The 19,649-nt window shown below is 68.8% G+C and carries 16 protein-coding genes and 4 pseudogenes; 10 read left to right on the forward strand and 10 right to left on the reverse strand.

From position 1 onward, the window contains the following. Window positions 1-77: 77 nt before the first annotated feature. From katG to CG719_RS01325, 3 genes are all read right to left on the reverse strand, one after another. Complete coding sequence (katG, locus tag CG719_RS01315) at window positions 78-2,267, reverse strand: catalase/peroxidase HPI (RefSeq protein ID WP_234375364.1); 2,190 nt, start codon at window positions 2,265-2,267, stop codon at window positions 78-80. A 38-nt stretch (window positions 2,268-2,305) separates the two neighbouring features. After that, on the reverse strand, window positions 2,306-3,730 hold the full coding sequence (locus tag CG719_RS01320) for a DNA-binding protein (RefSeq protein ID WP_100566567.1): 1,425 nt from the start codon (window positions 3,728-3,730) through the stop codon (window positions 2,306-2,308). Window positions 3,731-3,834: 104 nt separating this feature from the next. Beyond that, window positions 3,835-4,434, reverse strand: a complete 600-nt coding sequence (locus tag CG719_RS01325) for a DUF488 domain-containing protein (RefSeq protein ID WP_100566568.1) — start codon at window positions 4,432-4,434, stop codon at window positions 3,835-3,837. A gap of 153 nt (window positions 4,435-4,587) precedes the next feature. Between CG719_RS01325 and CG719_RS01330 the strand changes: the two genes are divergently transcribed. The 3 genes from CG719_RS01330 (at window position 4,588) to CG719_RS01340 (ending at window position 7,598) form a co-directional block, all read left to right on the forward strand. Next, the gene (locus CG719_RS01330; protein WP_324838178.1) at window positions 4,588-6,111 is read left to right on the forward strand and encodes an AlkA N-terminal domain-containing protein; all 1,524 of its coding nucleotides are present in this window, start codon (window positions 4,588-4,590) and stop codon (window positions 6,109-6,111) included. 11 nt (window positions 6,112-6,122) lie between these two features. Then, complete coding sequence (locus tag CG719_RS01335; protein WP_100566570.1) at window positions 6,123-6,605, forward strand: methylated-DNA--[protein]-cysteine S-methyltransferase; 483 nt, start codon at window positions 6,123-6,125, stop codon at window positions 6,603-6,605. A gap of 231 nt (window positions 6,606-6,836) precedes the next feature. Beyond that, window positions 6,837-7,598, forward strand: coding sequence for a maleylpyruvate isomerase family mycothiol-dependent enzyme (locus CG719_RS01340; RefSeq protein ID WP_100566571.1), 762 nt, complete (start codon window positions 6,837-6,839; stop codon window positions 7,596-7,598). Window positions 7,599-7,602: 4 nt separating this feature from the next. Here the strand turns inward: CG719_RS01340 and CG719_RS37045 are convergent, their stop codons facing one another. After that, the gene (locus tag CG719_RS37045) at window positions 7,603-7,728 is read right to left on the reverse strand and encodes a hypothetical protein (RefSeq protein WP_267895313.1); all 126 of its coding nucleotides are present in this window, start codon (window positions 7,726-7,728) and stop codon (window positions 7,603-7,605) included. 101 nt (window positions 7,729-7,829) lie between these two features. Here CG719_RS37045 and CG719_RS01345 point away from each other — a divergent pair, with 101 nt between their 5' ends. Beyond that, window positions 7,830-8,456, forward strand: a complete 627-nt coding sequence (locus CG719_RS01345; RefSeq protein ID WP_100566572.1) for a nucleotidyltransferase family protein — start codon at window positions 7,830-7,832, stop codon at window positions 8,454-8,456. 77 nt (window positions 8,457-8,533) lie between these two features. Here CG719_RS01345 and CG719_RS37495 read toward each other — a convergent pair. Together CG719_RS37495 and CG719_RS01355 are read right to left on the reverse strand one after the other, a co-directional pair. Continuing rightward, window positions 8,534-8,791 (reverse strand): annotated as a pseudogene (locus CG719_RS37495) (DUF6228 family protein); the annotation flags it as partial. Between the two features lie 63 nt (window positions 8,792-8,854). Beyond that, window positions 8,855-9,421, reverse strand: a complete 567-nt coding sequence (locus CG719_RS01355; protein ID WP_100566573.1) for a nucleoside deaminase — start codon at window positions 9,419-9,421, stop codon at window positions 8,855-8,857. Window positions 9,422-9,484: 63 nt separating this feature from the next. Between CG719_RS01355 and CG719_RS01360 the strand changes: the two genes are divergently transcribed. After that, complete coding sequence (locus CG719_RS01360; RefSeq protein ID WP_234375365.1) at window positions 9,485-10,453, forward strand: antibiotic biosynthesis monooxygenase; 969 nt, start codon at window positions 9,485-9,487, stop codon at window positions 10,451-10,453. 436 nt (window positions 10,454-10,889) lie between these two features. On the opposite strand, the pseudogene CG719_RS01365 reads toward CG719_RS01360, so the two are convergent. From CG719_RS01365 to CG719_RS01375, 3 genes and pseudogenes are all read right to left on the reverse strand, one after another. Next, window positions 10,890-11,684 (reverse strand): annotated as a pseudogene (locus CG719_RS01365) (SIR2 family NAD-dependent protein deacylase). Window positions 11,685-11,874: 190 nt separating this feature from the next. Beyond that, the gene (locus CG719_RS01370; RefSeq protein ID WP_100566574.1) at window positions 11,875-12,216 is read right to left on the reverse strand and encodes a YciI family protein; all 342 of its coding nucleotides are present in this window, start codon (window positions 12,214-12,216) and stop codon (window positions 11,875-11,877) included. A 123-nt stretch (window positions 12,217-12,339) separates the two neighbouring features. Then, window positions 12,340-13,074: an SIR2 family NAD-dependent protein deacylase gene (locus CG719_RS01375; protein ID WP_100566575.1), complete on the reverse strand. Its 735-nt coding sequence runs from the start codon at window positions 13,072-13,074 to the stop codon at window positions 12,340-12,342. Window positions 13,075-13,172: 98 nt separating this feature from the next. Between CG719_RS01375 and CG719_RS36090 the strand changes: the two are divergent. The 5 genes and pseudogenes from CG719_RS36090 to CG719_RS01400 form a co-directional block, all read left to right on the forward strand. Then, window positions 13,173-13,337: pseudogene (locus CG719_RS36090) on the forward strand (peptide-methionine (S)-S-oxide reductase MsrA); the annotation flags it as partial. Between the two features lie 742 nt (window positions 13,338-14,079). After that, window positions 14,080-15,258 (forward strand): tyrosine-type recombinase/integrase, encoded by a 1,179-nt coding sequence (locus tag CG719_RS01385; protein ID WP_234375366.1) that lies wholly within the window; start codon window positions 14,080-14,082, stop codon window positions 15,256-15,258. Then, window positions 15,255-17,876 (forward strand): tyrosine-type recombinase/integrase, encoded by a 2,622-nt coding sequence (locus tag CG719_RS36095; protein ID WP_234375367.1) that lies wholly within the window; start codon window positions 15,255-15,257, stop codon window positions 17,874-17,876. Before CG719_RS01385 ends, CG719_RS36095 begins: the two co-directional genes overlap by 4 nt. After that, window positions 17,873-18,448 (forward strand): DUF6262 family protein, encoded by a 576-nt coding sequence (locus CG719_RS01395; protein WP_100566577.1) that lies wholly within the window; start codon window positions 17,873-17,875, stop codon window positions 18,446-18,448. The genes CG719_RS36095 and CG719_RS01395 overlap by 4 nt, the downstream gene beginning before the upstream one ends. A gap of 85 nt (window positions 18,449-18,533) precedes the next feature. Continuing rightward, window positions 18,534-18,944 (forward strand): hypothetical protein, encoded by a 411-nt coding sequence (locus CG719_RS01400; protein ID WP_100566578.1) that lies wholly within the window; start codon window positions 18,534-18,536, stop codon window positions 18,942-18,944. Between the two features lie 105 nt (window positions 18,945-19,049). Here CG719_RS01400 and CG719_RS01405 read toward each other — a convergent pair. Next, window positions 19,050-19,537 (reverse strand): annotated as a pseudogene (locus CG719_RS01405) (hypothetical protein). Window positions 19,538-19,649 lie beyond the last annotated feature (112 nt).

A 19,649-nucleotide genomic window follows, 5' to 3' on the forward strand; every position in this document is an offset into this window, starting at 1 on the left:
AGGGCGGCTCGTGCCGTTCGTCCGCGATCGGCCACCGTTCGTGCCCGATGTGCCGCCGCTGGGAGGCGCGGGGGGAGTCAGGTTCGGGTGAGGTCGTAGCGGTCGAGATTCATGACCTTGTCCCATGCCGCGACGAAGTCCCGTACGAACCTCTCCGGCGCGTCGTCGCTCGCGTAGACCTCCGCGAGGGCACGCAGCTCGGAGTGCGCGCCGAAGACGAGGTCGACGCGGCTGCCGGTCCACTTGACCTCTCCGGTGGCGCGGTCGCGGCCCTCGAAGGCCTCCGCGGTCGCGGACGTCGGCCGCCATTCCGTGCCCATGTCGAGCAGGTTCACGAAGAAGTCGTTGGTCAGCGCCCCGGGCGCCGTGGTGAGGACGCCCAGGGGCGACCGCTGGTGGTTGGCCCCGAGCACCCGCAGGCCGCCCACGAGGACGGTCATCTCCGGCGCGCTCAGGTCCAGCAGGCCGGCACGGTCGACCAGCGAGTGCTCGGGCGGCAGCCGGTCGCCCTTGCCGCGGTAGTTGCGGAACCCGTCCGCGGCCGGTTCGAGCGCGGCGAAGGACTCCACGTCGGTCCACTCCTGCGAGGCGTCCGTACGTCCCGGGGCGAACGGGACCCGGACGTCGTGGCCGGCGGTCCTGGCGGCCTCTTCGACGGCGGCGGCTCCGCCGAGCACGATGAGGTCGGCAAGCGAGACCCGCTTGTCCCCGGCCTGGGAGCCGTTGAAGGACTCCTGGATCCCCTCCAGGGTGCGCAGCACCCGTGCCAGTGTGTCGGGCTCGTTGACCTCCCAGCCCCGCTGCGGCTCCAGGCGGACGCGCGCACCGTTCGCCCCGCCGCGCTTGTCGCTGACACGGAAGGTCGAGGCCGATGCCCACGCCGTCGAGACGAGCTGGGGGACCGACAGTCCGGAGGCGAGGATCCGGCTCTTGAGCGCGGCGATGTCCGCCTCGCCGACGAGTTCGTGGTCCACGGCGGGGACCGGGTCCTGCCACAGCAGCGTCTCCCGCGGGACCAGCGGTCCCAGGTAGCGCTGGACCGGGCCCATGTCGAGGTGCGTCAGCTTGAACCAGGTCCTGGCGAACGCGTCCGCGAGCCGGTCCGGGTGTTCGAGGTAGCGCCGCGCGATGGGTTCGTAGACCGGGTCCGAGCGCAGCGCGAGGTCCGTCGTCAGAATCGTCGGGGCGTGGGTCGCCGACGGGTCGTGGGCGTCCGGCACGGTGCCGGCCCCGCCGCCGTCCTTCGGGATCCACTGCCACAGACCGCCGGGACTCAGCTCCAGCTGCCACTCGTAGCCGAAGAGGGTTTCCAGAAACCCGTTGTCCCAGGTCGTCGGGGTGGGCGTCCACGTACCCTCCAGGCCGCTGGAGATGGCGTCCGCGCCCTTGCCGGTGCCGTAACCGCTCTTCCAGCCCAGGCCCTGCTGTTCGAGCGGGGCGCCCTCGGGCTCGGGGCCGAGATGGGTGTCCGGGTCGGCCGCGCCGTGGGTCTTGCCGAACGTGTGGCCGCCCGCGATCAGCGCGACGGTCTCCTCGTCGTTCATGCCCATGCGCCGGAACGTGTCGCGGATGTCCCGGGCGGCGGTGAGCGGGTCCGGGACGGTGTTCGGCCCTTCCGGATTGACGTAGATGAGGCCCATCTGGTCGGCGGCCAGGGGGCTGTCCAACTCGTGGACGCCGTTGTGGCGTTCGTCGCCGAGCCAGGCGCGCTCGGGGCCCCAGTGGACGTCCTCGTCGGACTCCCACACGTCCGCCCGGCCACCGGCGAAGCCGAAGGTCGTGAAGCCCATCGTCTCCAGGGCCCGGTTGCCCGCGAAGACCATCAGGTCCGCCCAGGAGATCCTGCGGCCGTACTTCTTCTTCACCGGCCAGAGCAGTCGGCGCGCCTTGTCGAGGTTGCGGTTGTCCGGCCAGCTGTTCAGCGGCGCGAAACGCTGCATGCCGGCACCCGCGCCACCGCGGCCGTCGGCGGCGCGGTACGTCCCGGCGCAATGCCACACCATCCGGAGCACGAGCGGCCCGTAGTGGCCGAAGTCGGCCGGCCACCACTCCTGCGACGTCGTCAGCACCTCGTCGACGTCCCGTGCCAGGGCGTCGAGGTCGAGGGTCCGGAACTCCGCGGCGTAGTCGAAGTCCGCGCCCATGGGGTCGGCCTCGGCGGGGTGTTTCCGGAGGGCCCCGAGGTCCAGCCGGTTCGGCCACCAGTCGCGGTTGGCCGCGCCCCCGACACTCCTCCCGCCGCCGACGGGGCCCTGGCTGCCGGTCACGGGAACCTCCTTCCGGGACAGTGGTGGTGCGGGCGGACTCAGAGGTCCAGCGCCCGGCGCACGGCCGGCGCGTTCCGCCGGGAGACCGGCACCATTTCGTCGGCGTGGCCGTCCATGACCAGGGACAGCTCGCCCTTGAGTCCGCGCTCGATCTCCCGGATGCGGTCGAGGTTGACCACGTACCGGCGGTGCACCCGCAGGAAGCCGGCGTCCGCCAGCTCGCCGTCGAGCTTGTCCAGGCTCACGGAGGCGGCCCGCAGCCGGCCCTGATCGGTGGAGAGCCACACGCCGTTTCCCCGCGACTCGGCGAAGGAGACCTCCGGCAGCCGCAGCAGCACCAGCCGGTTGCCGCGTACCGCGACCAGCCGGCGCGGCCCCACTCGAGGACGCGTGGGCCGGGGGCGTGCGGGCCGGGCGTCGGCGGGCCCCTCCACCTGCGGCACCCGCGCGCCGTCGGAGGCACCGAACGAGACCAGGTGCCCGATCAGATGCCCGGACGAGAACACGGGCCGGAATCCGATCGACGTCGGCTCGTCGGCGAGACGGGCGAAGATCTGCGTCGAGCCCACCCAGTCGGAGTCGTGGGCAGCCTGCCCGGTGGCGTACCGGACGGCCGCGATCAGCTCCGGCAGCCCGGGATTCCAGCGCAGTGTCGGGTCGACCGCCGGAGTACAGGCGGGGACGCCGAGGAGCACGCTCGCCATGTCGTCGGCGATCACCACCTTGCCCGCGGTGTCCACCGCCGCGAGCGCCCCACCGGAGTGCGCCCTGGCCTGGGCGCAGGCCGCGACCAGCTCGGCGCCGCTGTCCCGGGCGCGCCTCTTCAGCGGGTACTGGGTCATGGTGAGCGCGTTCGCCAGCCAGCCGCCCGCGGACTCGGGAAGCGGGTTGCGCCAGCAGCAGATGCCCAGGACCGCGATCGGTTCCCTGGTCACCACGTCCCGTACCGCGACGCCCGCGCAGACCCAGTCGTGGAACGCCCGGCACCAGTGCTCCGCGCCCCTGATCGCCACCGGGCCGTGCGCCTCCATCGCGGTGCCCATGCCGTTCGTGCCGGCCGCGCACTCGGACCAGCAGAACCAGGGCGCCAGACGGGACTCGCCGGCCCGGGCGAGCGTGGCCTGATCACCCCACTCGGCCACGATCCGGCCGGTGGCATCGGTGACGGTGACGACGCCGCCGAGACTGCCCACCTCGTGCGCCACGGAGGCGGCACGGAAACCCAGCTCGGCGAACACGACTTCCTGCTCGGGCGTGTGGTCGGGCTCCGCCACGGCCACCGGGGCCCGGGTGAGGTGCGGATCGACCCGGTACTGCTCCCGGCAGCGATGCCAGGAGATCGCCACCAGGGGCCTTACGTCCGGGACATGGTCCTCGCCCTGCACGAACCGTTCCCACGCCGCGAGCACGCTGCCACTGCCCCGGCTCGTCGGGACGGACTGGAGTCGATGTACATCCCTCATGGTTCAGAACCGCCCTTGGCCCCTCCCCGTCACCACAGAACTGCATTCCCCACCCTAGTGCCGCGACCGGAAAGGTTCACCGGCTCGCGACGCCCGGCACCGCACTAGGTACCGCGGCCTGACCGCGCGCGGCCCTCTTCGGGGCGGTCCGAAGACCCCTGACCCCCCTTACCTCCCTGACCGTCGTAGACGAGCAGGCCGTCCTCGCGCAGACGCACACCCTCGCTCAGCCGGTGAGGAACGAGCCGGCCGGCGGGCATCAGGTGCAGGACGGGCCGTCCCCGGGCGAGCACCACGAAGTCGGCGACGATGCGGCGGTGGCAGCGCCACCAGACCGCCTCCGCGCACATGACGGCCGTCCGCCGCTCAGCGGCCTCGTCCAGGAGCTGCGCGATCGCGTCGAGGAACTCATCCGTGCGCGTATGCGCGGCGTAACCGCGGAAGGCGTCGTTGCGCCAGACCGTGTCGGGGGAGTCCGCAGGCAGTTTGCGGAAGCCGCCCAGTCGCGATTCCCAGCGGTAGGGGATTCCGGCTTCGGGCAGCCACTGCCGCAGCCGCTCACGGCCCGCATCCGGGTTGTGGCGGCTTCCGGGTGCGGTCCTGATGTCCACGACGGCGGCGATCCCCGCCCCGCGGATCAGCTCCGTGAGGCGTTCGCGGTCCGCCGTACCGTGTCCGAAGGTGATGAGCGGCTCCTGCTCCATGCTTCCAGGATCGCCGCTTCCAGGATCGCCTTCCGCCTCCGGAGCGTCGAAGGATCTCGCCCTGCGCGAGGCGATGAGTACGGCCCCAGGACACACAAGGGCGATGTCGGATTCCCGCTAGCTCCGGACCGTCCGGTGCCGGATGCTGGAGGCATGCAGAAAGGGATGCACACCCACCGGGAGCGCTGCGTGCGCGCGGTCCAGTCCAAGGACGCGCGCTTCGACGGCTGGTTCTTCACCGCCGTGCTGACCACCGGCATCTACTGCCGGCCGAGCTGCCCGGTGGTGCCGCCCAAGCCGGAGAACATGACCTTCTACCCGAGCGCGGCCGCCTGCCAGCAGGCCGGCTTCCGGGCCTGCAAGCGCTGCCGCCCCGACACCAGCCCCGGTTCACCGGAGTGGAACCAGCGCGCGGACGCCGTGGCGCGCGCCATGCGGCTGATCGCCGACGGAGTCGTGGACCGCGAGGGCGTGCCGGGACTCGCCGCCCGCCTCGGCTACAGCACCCGCCAGATCGAACGCCAGCTCCGCGCCGAACTCGGCGCCGGCCCGCTCGCGCTCGCCCGCGCCCAGCGCGCCCAGACCGCCCGGCTGCTGATCGAGACCACCGATCTGCCCATGGCGGAGATCGCCTTCGCCGCCGGCTTCTCCTCGATCCGCACCTTCAACGACACCGTGCGCGAGGTGTTCGCCCTGTCGCCGAGCGGGTTGCGCACGCGGGTTCCGGTGCGGGCGCGTACGACCGGCGGCGGCACGCTTACGGGCACCTCAGGCACCCCGGGCGCCTCTCCGGGCACCCTCTGTCTGCGCCTGCCGTTCCGTGCCCCGCTCAACCCCGACAACCTCTTCGGCCACCTCGCGGCCACCGCCGTACCCGGCGTCGAGGAGTGGCGCGACGGTGCCTACCGCAGGACCCTGCGCCTGCCCTACGGCCACGGGATCGCCGCGCTGACCCCGAAGCCGGACCACATCGCCTGCCGCCTCACCCTCGGTGACCTGCGGGACCTGCCGGTCGCCATCAGCCGCTGCCGGCGCATGCTCGACCTGGACGCCGACCCGGTCGCGATCGACGACCAACTGCGCACCGACCCGTTCCTCGCGCCCCTGGTCGACAAGGCCCCGGGCCGGCGCGTACCGCGCACGGTGGACGAGGGTGAGTTCGCGCTGCGGGCCGTGCTCGGCCAGCAGGTCTCCACGGCCGCCGCCCGCACTCACGCCGGCCGCCTGGCCGCCGCGCACGGCGAGCCCGTCGACGACCCCGAGGGCGGCCTCTCCCACCTCTTCCCCGCGCCCGAGGCCCTGGCCGCCCTCGACCCCGAGTCACTGGCGATGCCCCGCACCCGGCGTACGACCCTGCTCACCCTGGCCCGTCAACTAGGCGACGGAACACTCCACTTGGGCGTGGAGAGCGACTGGGAGGAGACCCGCGCCCGCCTTCTGGCACTTCCCGGCTTCGGCCCCTGGACCGCCGACGTCATCGCCATGCGCGCCCTCGGCGACCCCGACGCCTTCCTCCCCACCGACCTCGGCATCCGGCGCGCCGCACAGGAACTCGGCCTGCCGTCCACCCCGGCCGCGCTCACCGCCCGCGCGGCGGCCTGGCGGCCCTGGCGGGCGTACGCCGTGCAGTACCTGTGGGCGACCGACAGTCACCCGATCAACTTCCTTCCCGTCTGAGGACGTTCGCCATGAAGCAGTACACCGTGATCGACAGCCCCTACGACCTGCTCACCCTCGTCGCCGACGACGGCGTCCTGTGCGGCCTGTACATGACCGAGCAGCGCCACCGCCCGCCGGAGGAGTCCTTCGGCGAGCCGGACGACGCCCCCTTCGGCGAGGCCGTCGAGCAGCTGGAGGCCTACTTCGGGGGCGAGTTGAAGGAGTTCACCGTCCCACTGCGCCTGCGCGGAACCCCGTTCCAGCGCAGCGTCTGGGACCAACTCCGGAAGATCCCCTACGGCGAGACCCGCTCCTACGGCGACCTCGCCACCGCCCTCGGCAAGCCGGGCGCCTCCCGCGCGGTGGGCCTCGCCAACGGCAAGAACCCCGTCGGCATCATCGTCCCCTGCCACCGCGTGATCGGCACGGGCGGCAGCCTCACCGGCTACGGCGGCGGCCTGCCCAGAAAGCAACGCCTGCTGGACTTCGAACGCGGAGCTGCCCTCTTCTGAACACCGAGTTCGTGATCTGCTCAAGTATGGCCAACAGGCCTGGTCTCCATCACCCGTTGTCCCGGGTAGCGCCTACGGTGCACCCATGAGTGTCCCAGATGTCATCCCGACGAGCCGGCCAGGAAGGGGACATGGCTACGACCAGGCCTTCTATTAGGTGCTCCGACTCCCGCAGCTGACGGCCTGGAAAAGAGGGTGCGGTCGGCTGAGGTGGGTTGATACATAAGCGATGTGACAGAGAGTCTTGAGTATTCCGCCCTGCTGCAACTGATCGACGAGCGGTCGGCCGCGTTCCGGAGTGCGGTTGCCGCCGCGCCCAGCCTTGACGCGCCGGTGCCGTCCTGCCCCGAGTGGACGTTGTTCGATCTGGTGCAGCACCTGGGTACGGGCCAGCGCTGGTGGGCCGCGATCGTCACCGCGGGCCCGGCCGAGGCTCCGCCGGCCAAGGATGCCGCGGAGGTGCCGCGCGAGCTCGAGGCGCTGCTGGCCTGGTACGCCGATTCGAACGAGCTGCTGCTGAGTGCGCTGCGCGAGGCCGGCCCGGAGCGCGAGTGCTGGGCGTGGTGGGGCGCCGGCGTGTCCCCGGCGAATGCCTGGGGCGTTGCCCGGCGCCGGGTGCACGAGGTGCTGGTGCACGCCTACGACGCCCAGCTCGCCGCAGGCGCCGTGCAGCCGATGCCGGCGGACGTCGCGATCGACGGCGTGGCCGAGTTTCTCGACACCTGCAACTCCACCCCGTCGGCCTGGCCGCACGAGGCCGCCACCATCCACTACCACGCCACCGAGGGCCGCTCCTGGCTCCTCACGCTGGACGGCACCGGCGCCTGGCCCGCACCCCTCACGGAAGACGCAGCGCCCGCCTCCGCTTCGGCCACGGGCACGGCCGAGCAGCTGCTCCTCTTCGTCTGGGGCCGCCTCACGCTGAGCGACCTGAAGATCGAGGGCGACCAGCAGGTGTTCGAGCAGCTGATCGCCTGGGAGCCCGAGGAGTAGCCAGTCAATACCGCCGGCGGACGGCCTCGTTGACGTCCGCGTCGGTGAACATCGCGAACAGCTCCGCCTCCGCGCGGCGGACGTCCAGTACGGCCTCGTACAGCTCGGGCCCGAGCGCCTCCCGCAGCACTGCCGACTCAGCCAGGAAGGGGATATGGCTACGACCAAGGCTTTCTGTCAGGTGCTCTTACGCATGGGCTTCTACGCCTGCCGCGTGGTAGCCATTGAGCCGTGATCGGTCGCCTCCCGCTCGACGAGCAGCTCGCTGCCCTGAAGTCCGTGCTGTCCCGCAACGAGGTGCTGTTGGAGGTGCTGAACCGCACGGCAGCGCTGGGGCTGCCCGGCTGGTACCTGACGGCGGGTTGCCTGTTCCAGACTGTCTGGAACGTGGTCACGGACAGGCACCCCACCAGCGGCATCAAGGATTACGACGTCTTCTACTTTGACAACCACGACCTCTCGTGGGAGGCGGAGGACGTGGTGATCAAGGCCGCCGGCGAAGCCTTCGCCGGGCTGCCGGCAGAGGTCGAGATTCGTAACGAGGCCCGCGTCCACCTCTGGTACGAGCAGAAGTTCGGCGTCCCGTGCACTCCCTATACCTCCACGGAGGCTGCCATCGACAGCTTCGCGGCCACCACCTGTTGCCTGGGCGTGCGCTTTGAGCCGGACGGGCAATGGCGCGTCTATGCGCCGCACGGGCTCGCCGACGTGTTCAATCTCGTCGTCCGTCCCAATCCGGTGCTTGCCCCGCGCGAGGTGTACGAGACCAAGACGGCCCGATGGCGACAGCAGTGGCCCGAACTGACCGTACTCGGCTGGCCTTCGGAGTCCACCGTCCTGACCCCTTCCTCATCCTGATGGGCACTCATCCTGATGGGCACAGCCGACGCAGGCAGACAATGCTGCACGCGAGTTGAAGCAGACCGACGTGGAGATCAGCACGCCGCGACACCTCGTCGGGCGATCACCGGTTCGATGCCGCGCTCCCACAGTAGGCGGCGGTACTTGTCGAAGTCATAGCCCCCGACCGGCCTGCGGGTCCCGGCCGTGGTGGTCTCGAAATGCCATGTCTCGGACGGTGCCCGGTCGTTGATACCCCAGGTCAGTTCGACGTGACCACCGGAGCGGTGCTCCGCCGAGAGGGTCAGGTCGTAGGAGAGGGAGTGCCAGGTACGCACTCCTTCCCAACCCCGGAAATCTTCGGAAGTCGAGCGTTGGCTCGTCGATCACGTGGACAGACTAGCGGTGAGTGCCCGTCAGTACGGGTGGTGGTTCGGCTTGTTCTGCCAGGTCTGGTAGGCCTGGGCGCCCAGTTCGGGGTACATCTGCTGGAGGCTGATGCTCCGCTGGTCCGGCGGCCGCTGGAAGTCCTCGTACTGGAAGTCGTCGCTGAACCCGATCTCCTGAGTGGCTTTCCAGTCGCAGCTGTAGTAAACGGCTTCGATTCGCGCCCAGTAGATGGCGCTCATGCACATGGGACAGGGCGCGCCGCTGGTGTAGATCGAGCATCCCTGGAGCATGCGGGCACGCTCCGGCAAGATGTCCGGGGACCCTTCGGGACGGGGCACCAACTCCAGCGTGTACTCGTTCTGGTGGTCCTCCGAGACCGTGGGGGCATCAGGGTTCAGGTACTGCACGGCCTTGCGTATGGCCTCCACCTCGCCGTGCGCGGTCGGGTCCGCCGTGAGCAGCACGCGGTTCTGGCCGCGAGCGATCACTTCGTCACCATGGGTGATCACCGCGCCGAACGGGCCTCCCCAGCCGTTCTCGACCGATTCGGTGGCCAACTGCGCCGCTTCGGCCAGGTGCTCCCTGTGTCCCATCCCGGCGCCTCCGATCCCACGCAACTTTTGCGGCACTTACGCCTTTTATCTACTCTAGGAGGCGTGAGTCCTCGTGCAACTCCTGGCTCCCACGATGACAGCGCGACCGTGGTGATCTCGCAGAAGGTCCGGCCGGGATGCGAGGACGACTACCGTCGCTGGCAGGATCGGACCAACGAGGTCGCAGGTGAATTCGACGGGTTCGAGGGCGCGGAGCAGTACCCTCCGCCCTCCGCCGAGGGAAACGAGTGGATCGTCGTCTTCCGCTTCTCCCATCTGGATCAGCTGACCGCATGGATGGGCTCTGACACGCGCCGTGAACTCCTCGAACAGGGGCGCGACCTGTTCGAGGAGGCCCCCACACAGGAAGTTCTCGCGGGCGGCACGCCCGTCCGTGACGCCGTCACCGCGGTGGTCTCGCACGACGTGCGACCCGACCAGGAGCGGGTATTCGTGAGCTGGCAGGAGAAGATCCTGTCGGCTCAGCGGAAGTTCCCTGGCTTCATGGGCTCGGAGTTGTTCCGGCCCGTGAAGGGGGTCCAGGACAAGTGGGTCGCCGTCTTCCGCTTCGACACCCGTCAACACCTGGACAGGTGGCTCGAGTCCACCACTCGTCGAAAGCTCCTCGACGAAGGGCGGGAAACCTTCGTCTCCTACGACGTGCGCAAGGTCGGATCCGCGTTCGGCAGCTGGTTCCGCTTCGAGCAGGGTACGGAAGAGGGCGCTCCGCCCAACTGGAAGCAGGCCATGTCCGTGGTGCTGGCCCTCTATCCCACCGTCGAGATCCTCAACCTCGTGGTGGGCCCCCGACTTGCCGCTCTCGGCCTGCCCGGATACGCCGCCTTGTTCATCTCGAACGTGTTGAGCGTGAGCATCCTGACCTGGCTGCTGATGCCGTTGGTGAACAGAGCCCTCGCCTTCTGGCTGATGCCCGGCAAGGCACGATCCCTGCGCATCGACGTGGCAGGTGCCGCACTGGTGGCGATCTGCTGGCTGGCATTCGTCGTGATCTTCGGCCTGACCACCGGCTGACAGCCGGCCCCGGGAGATGCTCACGACGAGGAGGCCGTCATGAGCGAACACACCTGGCGCTCACGTATCGAAGGCACGCTCAGTTCAGGAAGCCGTCAGGCAGGCCGTGTCCAGCGGACCGCGACTGGCCTACCGCGGGCGGACACAGCTGGTGCGGTTCACCCCTGAGGGACGGCGGCGTAGCCGTTGACGCCCTGCGTCCGCTGCGGAACTGCCCTCTCTGCCTCGCAGGAGGACGAGTTGCTGCGGAACATGGCGTTCTCCGTACTCGGGGAGAGCTATGTCGTTCCCTACGCCGTCTGGGCCGATCCCGTGCATGATGACGTCAACGTGTACTGGCTGCGCGACGCCATGCGCACGTTGGAGCCGTTCGGGACCGGCCACTGCATCGCCGAAACCAACCTGACCGCCGACCCGTCGCGTGCCAGGCGATCGTTCACAGCCGCCGATTGGGATCGTCTGCGATCCCTGCGAGCGGAGTACGACCCGCGGAGTGATCGTCCCCGGCGGTCAGCCGGCGCAGCAGTTTGGGCAGAGCGGTGCCGATCGGCTCGCGCACGATCTCGTCGGCGATGTCGTCGTACGGGGTCGGCTCGGCGTTGACGATGATCAGCCGTGCGCCGTGGTCGGCGGCCACGCCCGCGAGTCCGGCGGCCACGCCCGCGAGTCCGGCGGCCACGCCCGCGAGTCCGGCGGCCGGCTGTACCTGGAGGCTGGTGCCGACCGCGATGAACACCGTGCAGGCCTTGGTGATCGCGACCGCCTCGCCGAGCACCACCGGGTCGAGCCGCTCGCCGAACATCACGGTGGCCGACTTCAGGATCCCGCCGCAGTCCAGGCACGGCGGATCGTCCTCGCCGGCGTCGACGCGGGCGAGGGCGTCCTCCATGGGCCCGCGTGCATGACACCGCGTGCACACCACACTCCGCACGCTGCCGTGCAGTTCCAGCACTTAGCGGGCGGGCATCCCGGCGAGCTGGTGCAGTCCGTCGACGTTCTGTGTGATCACCCTGACCGGGACCCCGGCCCGCTCGAGCTCGGCCACGGCCCGGTGCGCGGCGTTCGGCTCGGCGGCGAGCGCGCGGTTCTTCCGCCGCATCTGCCAGGATCGCCGCCGGATCTCCGGATCGCCCATGTAGTACTCGTACGTCACAAGCTTCTCGGCCTCGGGATCCCGCCGCCACAGCCCGTTCGGCCCGCGGTAGTCAGGGATCCGCGAATCGCAAGGCATCGGTGGGTGTAACGCAACAGAGTCGGGTCTCTGCAGCCGACGTCGACCGCTGGTCCCCATACCGATGGTGGCGCGCTGCCGGCGAGGTCGGGGAACCCGCATCCGCCAATACCGCCGGACGATGAAACGGCGGCTCGCTCGGATGGCTTGAGCTCGATCTGTCCGCTGCGTCGGTGGAGGCGATTGCCGGTCAGCTGTCGGGGTCGTACTGAAAGGCGCGCACCTCCTGCGCGCATCGGCAGGCGACCGCGATCTTCGCTGCCCACTCCAACGCCGCCTCGCGGGAGGGCAGCTCCAGCACCGAGTAGCCGCCTTCGATCTGCTTCGTCTGATCGTAGGTGCCCTCGGTCACAGTCCCGTCGCCACCGACCATGACAGGCGGCACGCTCTCGTCGATGCCACCACCGAACACCCACACGCCGGCGTCCTTCGCCTCCTTCACGACCGCGTGAGCCGCATCCGAGACGGACTGCAGATCCTCGTCGGGAAAGACCATGGCGGCACTGGGGAACGAGATGAGGTACTTCGTCATCGCCTCGACTCCTTCTTCGCGTTTCGGGGATCGGACTCGTTCTGACGGACGCCGTCGCGCTGAAGAGTCGGCAATGATGCCAACCGCAAAGTGCGGCCCGCCGGAACCAGAAACCTAAAGGGATTATTTACTCTCCGGGCTCAGTCGACGCAGAAGTTGGGGCAGGGCTGTGCCGATTGGTTCGCGGATCACCTCGTCGGCGTGATCGTCGTACGGGGTCGGCTCGGCGTTGACGATGATCAGCCGTGCCCCGTGGTCGGCGGCCACGCCGGCGAGCCCGGCGGCGGGCTGGACCTGCAGGCTGGTGCCGACGGCGATGAAGACCTGGCATGCCTTGGTGATCGCGACCGCCTCCCCGAGCACCTGCGGATCGAGGCGCTCGCCGAACATCACGGTGGCCGACTTCAGGATGCCGCCGCATTCCCGGCAGGGCGGGTCCTCTTCTCCGGCTTCGACCCGGGCGAGGGCGTCCTCCGTGGGTCCGCGTGCGTGACACTGAGTGCACACCACACTGCGTACGCTGCCGTGCAGTTCCAGCACCTTGCGGGCGGGCATCCCGGCGAGCTGGTGCAGTCCGTCCACGTTCTGTGTGATCACCCTGACCGGCACCGCGGCCCGCTCCAGCTCGGCCACGGCCCGGTGCGCGGCGTTCGGCTCGGCCGTGAGCGCGCGGTTCTTCCGCCACATCCCCCAGGACCGCCGCCGGATCTCCGGATCGCCCATGTAGTACTCGTAGGTCACGAGCTTCTCGGCCTCGGGATCCTTCCGCCACAGCCCGTTCGGGCCGCGATAATCAGAGATTCCGGAATCAGTGGAAATGCCTGCACCGCTGAGGATTGCGACGAGTGGCCCATTCATGTGCCGAGAGTAGGACGCTTGCCCGTTCGGGGCGAACGGATACCCGGCATGCCCATCTGGCGACACCGTGACGAGACGCTTCGCGGAAGAATCACGACTTTTGCCTCGGAGAGCTGTACCACCAGCAGTACCTTTCGGACAGCGAAAACCCAGGCGGGTACTGCGGGCTGGGCGGGACGGGGGTCAAGCTAAGTGACCCCTTCGAGACGAACTGGGGGGCGTCCTGCCCGACGGGCCTAGCTCCGGCTCCCACTGAGGAATAACAGGCCGCCAGGGACCTTGGTCGTTCCCTCAACGCCAAGGTCCTGGCACATCACACGCTGCAGCAATGCGGTTGCGGCCGACGCGGCTACGCGTACTGGGACCCGTTGTCAGTCCCCGATCGACGCTGGACTCTTCATACCAACTGCCTCGTGAGCATAGGGGACTCCGCGAGGAACTCGGCATCACCGACGTCACCCTCGGCCCCGAGCTCGCGATCCGGACCAAGGAGCACTTGGTCGGGGGCAAGCCGGCGCGCCTGCGAAATGATCTATGCGAAGCTCTGCGTGAACTCGTCGTGCGTGAGCAAGCCGCACAAGTCGTCCGACAGGGTAGATCGTCTTTGAGGCCCTGCGGATGTCGGTGATGGTCCACCAGTGCCAGGAACGGATCGCATCCGGCTGGGTGGCAAGCGCGGGATCGACGGTGTCCGGCGCCACAACCGTCACAAAGTAGCGTTCGATCTTGAGTTCACTGCCTAAGCGTTGCCCGTAATCGATCTTCGAGTTGGGGTGAACGCGGTCGGCCGGGGGGTGGCAGCTACGCTTCCACCGGCGCAGCCGATGATGAGCATGGCAGGGGGAGACCGTGAGCCGACCACTCTTGTTCCTCGATGTGGACTTTACCGACCGCGGGTAGTGCTGCCCGTGATGTCCGTCTGGGCCTGTGACTTGGGCGTCATGGGCTCGTTTACCGACCGGGACCGTGACGTCAGTCATGTTCCGGAGTCGGTACGGAGGACAAGTGGTACGGCACGTCGTGGTCGGGGACTTGAGGGTCCAGCGGATCGAGAGGAAGGACGGGCGGAGATCATGGACGATCGTCTGGCCCGAGGGCACGCTGCACACGGAGGCGGACCGGTTCCTGCGTGAGCACGAGGGCTCGGGCACGCAGAAGACCTACGCGTACTACCTGGTGGACCACCTGCGGTGGCTGGAGCGAGAGTGCCTGGCCTTCGAAACGGTCCAACTGCGCGATCTGGAAAGGTACATGGGGATCGTCGGTGCCGAGGTCCGCATGCCTCTCGGAGAACCGTGGCGGGTGGGTAAGCGCCCTTACGGCCGCTCGGCGCTGTCGACCGCGGCGGCCTGCTTGAAGGGCTTCTACCTGCACCAAGCCGCGCTCGGCGTAAACGGCGAACTCGGCAAGAAACTCGACAGGTCCCGGCTGCCGTCGCGGGTGGACCGCCGTCGCTCGTTCCTCGGTCATGTGAAGTCGCCGCTGCCCACGAATCCGCTGGCGCCGAAGGGGGCGCACCGCCGGCACCCGAAGATGTTGCCGGACGGGGCGAGGGAGAGGCTGCTGGAGACGGTGAACGCCGCCCGGGACCGGCTGGTCGTGGACTGGCTCGCTGACGGGGGCCTGCGGATCGGCGAGCTGTGCGGGCTGCACTTGGTCGACCTGCACCTTCGGGAGAACGCTGCCTGCGGCGAGTGCCGCACCCCGCATCTGCATGTCTGCCACCGGCCTGGCAACCCGAACGGGGCAGAGGCCAAGACCAAGCACCCGTGGCGGGTCGAGCGCGGGATGGTCACCGGCGGGCTGATCAAGCGTGTCAGCCCGGCGATGGTGCACTCCTACTTTGAGTACATCACCACCGAGTACCCGCGCAGCGTCCGGCACGGGATGCTCCTGGTCCAACTGCACGGCGCCGATACGGGCCAGCCGTGGACCCCGGTCGGCGCCCGCCGGATGCTCGGCCGGGCCGGGAAACGTGCTGGGCTGGGGCTGGTGAAACCCCATGCCTTCCGGCACACCTTTACCTCGGCGGTTCTCGACGCCGCGGGCGGCAACACCCTGATCGCCCGGGACGCGGGCGGCTGGGCCTCGGCTGCGATGGTCGACGAGGTCTACGGGCACGTCGACATCCACGATCCGGTCTTCGACGCCGCTCTGCGCACGGTCTGGGGTGAGGACCGGTGAAGCGCCGGGACGCGTTTCTGCTGCCCTTGCTGAACACGCACCAGGACCACACGCGAATCGGCAGGGATCGCCTGGAGATCCTCACCGCGCTGACGAGCTCGCCCTCCTTCGACCCTCTGTTCCGCGACGACATCGTCCAGATCCCGCGAGGGCACCAGACCTACCGGTGGTTCTGCCGGGTCACCGACTGCCAGCGCGTCACCGGTCTCGGCGACTTCTGCCACGCCCATCGCCAGGAGTGGCTCACGGCCGCAAAAGAAGGCGTCAGCAGGTCAGCATTCCTCAGCGCTGCTGAACCATTGAGCCAGACAACCGAGCATGACGGGAATCTGGCCTGTCTGATCTGCCCCGGACGACCCGCGCGGGCAGGCCAGTACCGTCTCTGCAAATATCACCTCCAGAAATGGAGTCGGACGCGAGCCGGGGGCGCCACACCCGACTTCGATGGGTGGGCCGCCGAGCAAAGCCCTGTTCCGGGGTTCGGGACCTGCGCGGTGCTGGTCTGTCCTCTGCTGGCAGAGTCGCCGCTGGGACTGTGCCAGCGACACGCTCACGCCTACCGGAGGGCGGGTTCTCCCGGCGGCGCGTCCATTCCGGGCGGATCGTGGCGCGAAGGGCGAGTCGCTGTCAGCTACATCGACCACGTCCAGTTCCGTGCGTGGTGCGCCAGGGAGATCGCGGCCTCTGTGCCCGCTCAGCTGAACTTGCGCGGGCTGAGGCCGCTGCCGCGAGCGGAAATCCAGTGGGGGTTGTTCACTCATACACAGCGACCGCGTCCGGCCCGCTGGGATGTCACCGCGCTCCGCATGGTGGTGAACGCCTGCCGCGAGCAGGATGCGACCTCGATCGTCGATCTGGACCTTGCTTGCCTGTCCAAGGCCGCCAGCGGGATCGCGAAAGAGATCCTCCACGAGTTGCGCCTGGTCTACTTCACACCTGAGGAGGCCAAAGAGGCCGGATTCCTCGAAACGAGGCACTTCGGTATCAGTTACGAGAACCGGCTCGGGCACATCAGCCTCACCGCGATCTCTCAACGGTGGCTGCGGGACATCACGTGGGACTACTTCGCGGAACTTCTGCGCTCCCCGCGCTGCCCCAACAGTGCCCACACGCTTGACCAGATTCGTCGAGCGATGATCGAGTTGAGCGCTTTCATCGAGGCCGACGCCCCCGGCGGGGGCCACGACCCCGCAGTCCTGGCGAAGGAACACGCCGACCGCTTCGTCGCAGATCAGCGACATCGCGAGCGCCACGCGCTCCCGTCTTTGGCCATGGTCCGGGTCGATGGGAAGGCGAGCATCGTCACGACCGGCACGCGATCGTTGGTCTTCAACCACACCCGCAGGATCCTCCGCAAGGCGATGGACGATGGCGTGACCGGCGCCATCGGTCTGGCCAGGGAGTTCGTCATCGCGTTGCCGAACGCCGGCGGCACCGCCTACCAGAAGCGGCGACGCCCCTTCGCCGACGAGGTGGCACGCGCACTGGCCGACGAACACAATCTCGCCGAGTTCACACGCGTCCACGATCCGGATGACGAGGGCGCCCGGGACATCTGGGAGACCCTCGTGGTCACCGGACGGCGGTTGGGGGAGGTCATCGAGCTCCGCTGGAACTGTATCGGTCGGCTCAGCGGGCTCGCGATGCTCTGGCACGACCAGACCAAGGTAGGCAACTACGACGCGGCTATCCGCATCCCCGAGTCCCTCTACGCCCTCATCGCCGACCGGCAGCGCAAAACGCTCAGCCGGTTCGCCGACGAACACGGCTACACCCCCACGGGCAAGGAACGCGAGGGACTTGCGCTGTTCCCCACCAGCTACCGCAGCACCGACGGAACGGTCGCGCTGAGCAGACCGTGGTTCTACAGCCGTTTCCGTCCCTGGGTCGACGCTATGGACATCGGCCATTGCGTCCCCCACCAGGCCCGCCACACGCTGGCCACCAGCCTCCTGCGTCAAGGCGCCACCCTCACCCACATCCGCCGCTACCTCGGACACGTCTCGGACCGGATGGCCGAGCACTACGTCCACCTCTCCAACACCGATCTGGAGAACGTGCTCCAGCACGTCTGGGTCGCCGGCCCCGGCACGACCGCTCCTGGGGAGCTCCTTGCAGGGGACTCAGCCGAGGCGCTCACGAAGGAGCAGGCCCTCGCCATCGCCGTCGACCTCGCCCGCCGCAGCACCCCGGCCGAGGGTGGCTTCTGCACCTTCCAGCCGGTCGTCGACGGCGGTGCCTGTCCCTGGAACCTCGACTGCCACAACTGCGACAAGTTCGTCCTCTCCGGCGCGGATCTCCTCTACTGGCGGCGGAAACGGGAACAGTGGCGGCAACTGGCCGAAGGCGCCTCGGACGACGCCACCGCCGACTACCTCCACCGCTACTTCGAGCCGACCGCCCGCGCCATCGACGGCTTGGAGAAAGCCCTGGCCGGCCTCGGGCTGCTCGATGACGCCCTCGCCCTGGACCTGCGCAAACCGCAGGACTACTTCCACCGCGTGTGGTCCACCGCCTTCCGCGCCGCCGACCTCGCCGCCGCGGGCAGCGAAGACGAGCAGAGCGAGTACAGCGATACGCGTACAACCGACAACGACCCTGATCAGGACATCGCATGAAGACCGCTGCCGTCCCAGAACCCCGCACGGCCGCCGCCCTGGCGGCCCGCCGCCACAAGACCGAGACCGCACTCCAGCGGGTCCGCGAAGCCATCATCCGACTCCAGCGCGAGAAAACCCCGGTCAGCGTCGCCGCCGTCGCCCGGCGCGCGGACGTCTCGCGCACCTTCCTCTACGACAACGCCGAGGCCCGAGCCACGATCACCAGCGCGATGGCCGAGTCCGGAAGCCGCCGGGCACAGTTGCTCGCCGACCAGGACGACGAGCGCGAGGCGACCTGGCGCGAACGTGCCCTGAACGCCGAAGAAGGTCTCAAGGCCGCCCAGGCCGAGATCCTCACCCAGCGGACCCGAATTGGCGAACTCCTTGGCCAGATCCGGGACTTGGAAGCCGAGTGGACCGAGGAAGCCATCCAGCGGATCACCACTGAGAACACCACCCTCAAACAGCGGGTCCGCCAACTCACGACCGACAACCGCACCCTCGACGAGCGGCTCAAGGCCGCCCGCTCCAACCTCCGCTTCCAGGACCGGCGCGTCGCCGACCTCGAAGCCCAGATCACGGCCACCTGACAACCCGGGGATGCCGCTCAGTCCGGTCCGGTGACCAGGGGAAACCCGTGGTCACCGGACCATCCCGTATGCCAGGCTCCGGCATATGGAGCCCCACAACGAGCAGGCCGCAGGCGAGGTCCTGCGTCAACGCGGCTGGCGCAAGGCATTCACCGTCCGAGAGATGATCGACAAGTGGGCCTGGCTCGTGGACAAAGTCGAGGACGGTTACAGCGACCTGGTGGACGAATACACCAACGACCTCTACAGCCGGAACTGGCTCCATGAGGCGTGGCCGATCCTCACTGAGCGTGTGATCGTCCTATGGACCCCCCAGGTCAAAGCCCTCGACGATCGTTTCCGGGCCGCCACCGTCTTCGACGACGGCATCTCGTTGTCACAGTTCCACCGGATCAGCGGATTCGACCCCATCGACATGTGGTGGTGGCGGCGCCACCCTCGTCTACTCGTCGGCGATCTCGGCCGTTCGCTCCGCTCGGCGGGCGCTACCGACTGATCCTCGACAGGACAAGGCACGAGAACCCACCGAGCCGTGGTTGCCCCGAGTGTCTTCGTTGACTCCGCAACGGAGCCCTCTACAAATCGCGGCCGGTGGCCGCAATCACCTGACCAGTGGCTCAGCCAAGAGTGCGACGCGATCGGCCTCGATATCGAAGCCGAGTACCGGATGGCCACGATCACCCTCCGGGTCCATCAGCACCGGCTTGCCCAAGTATCGCCCGATCTCCCGCAAGAAGTCACAGAACACATCAAGTCGCTCTTGGCCCTGCAACTCCCGCAGGTCGACATCGAAGTCGATTTCATCATCGTCATGGAAGCGGAAGATCGCCAGAACATCAACAGTCGGCCACACCCGCAGGTTCGGGCACTCAGCGTCCTCCGGGCGAGACAGCACGGTCTCCGCCCGAGGGACCGGCAGCACGGTCTCACCTTCGGAGTACTGGCGCTGCCAACCTCTCGCCTCGACAAGATCGAGGACCGCCTGCCAGTCCTCCACCGAGGCGTCTGGGGGACACGCAGGTCCGGCAGAGACCCCATCAGGTCCGGGTCGAAGAAACAGCTCACGTCATCCCACAGCAGATCAGCCACACCGTCATGCTGCCCGGCTCCCCGATCCAACGCAGCCTCGTTTCCCTTGGCCACAGACACGGGGCCAACGTTCCCTCGGACGGACGACATTATCGATCCCAACTCGCCGTCA

The sequence above is a fragment of the Streptomyces sp. CB01373 genome, from assembly GCF_002803075.1.
GTDB lineage: Bacteria > Actinomycetota > Actinomycetes > Streptomycetales > Streptomycetaceae > Streptomyces.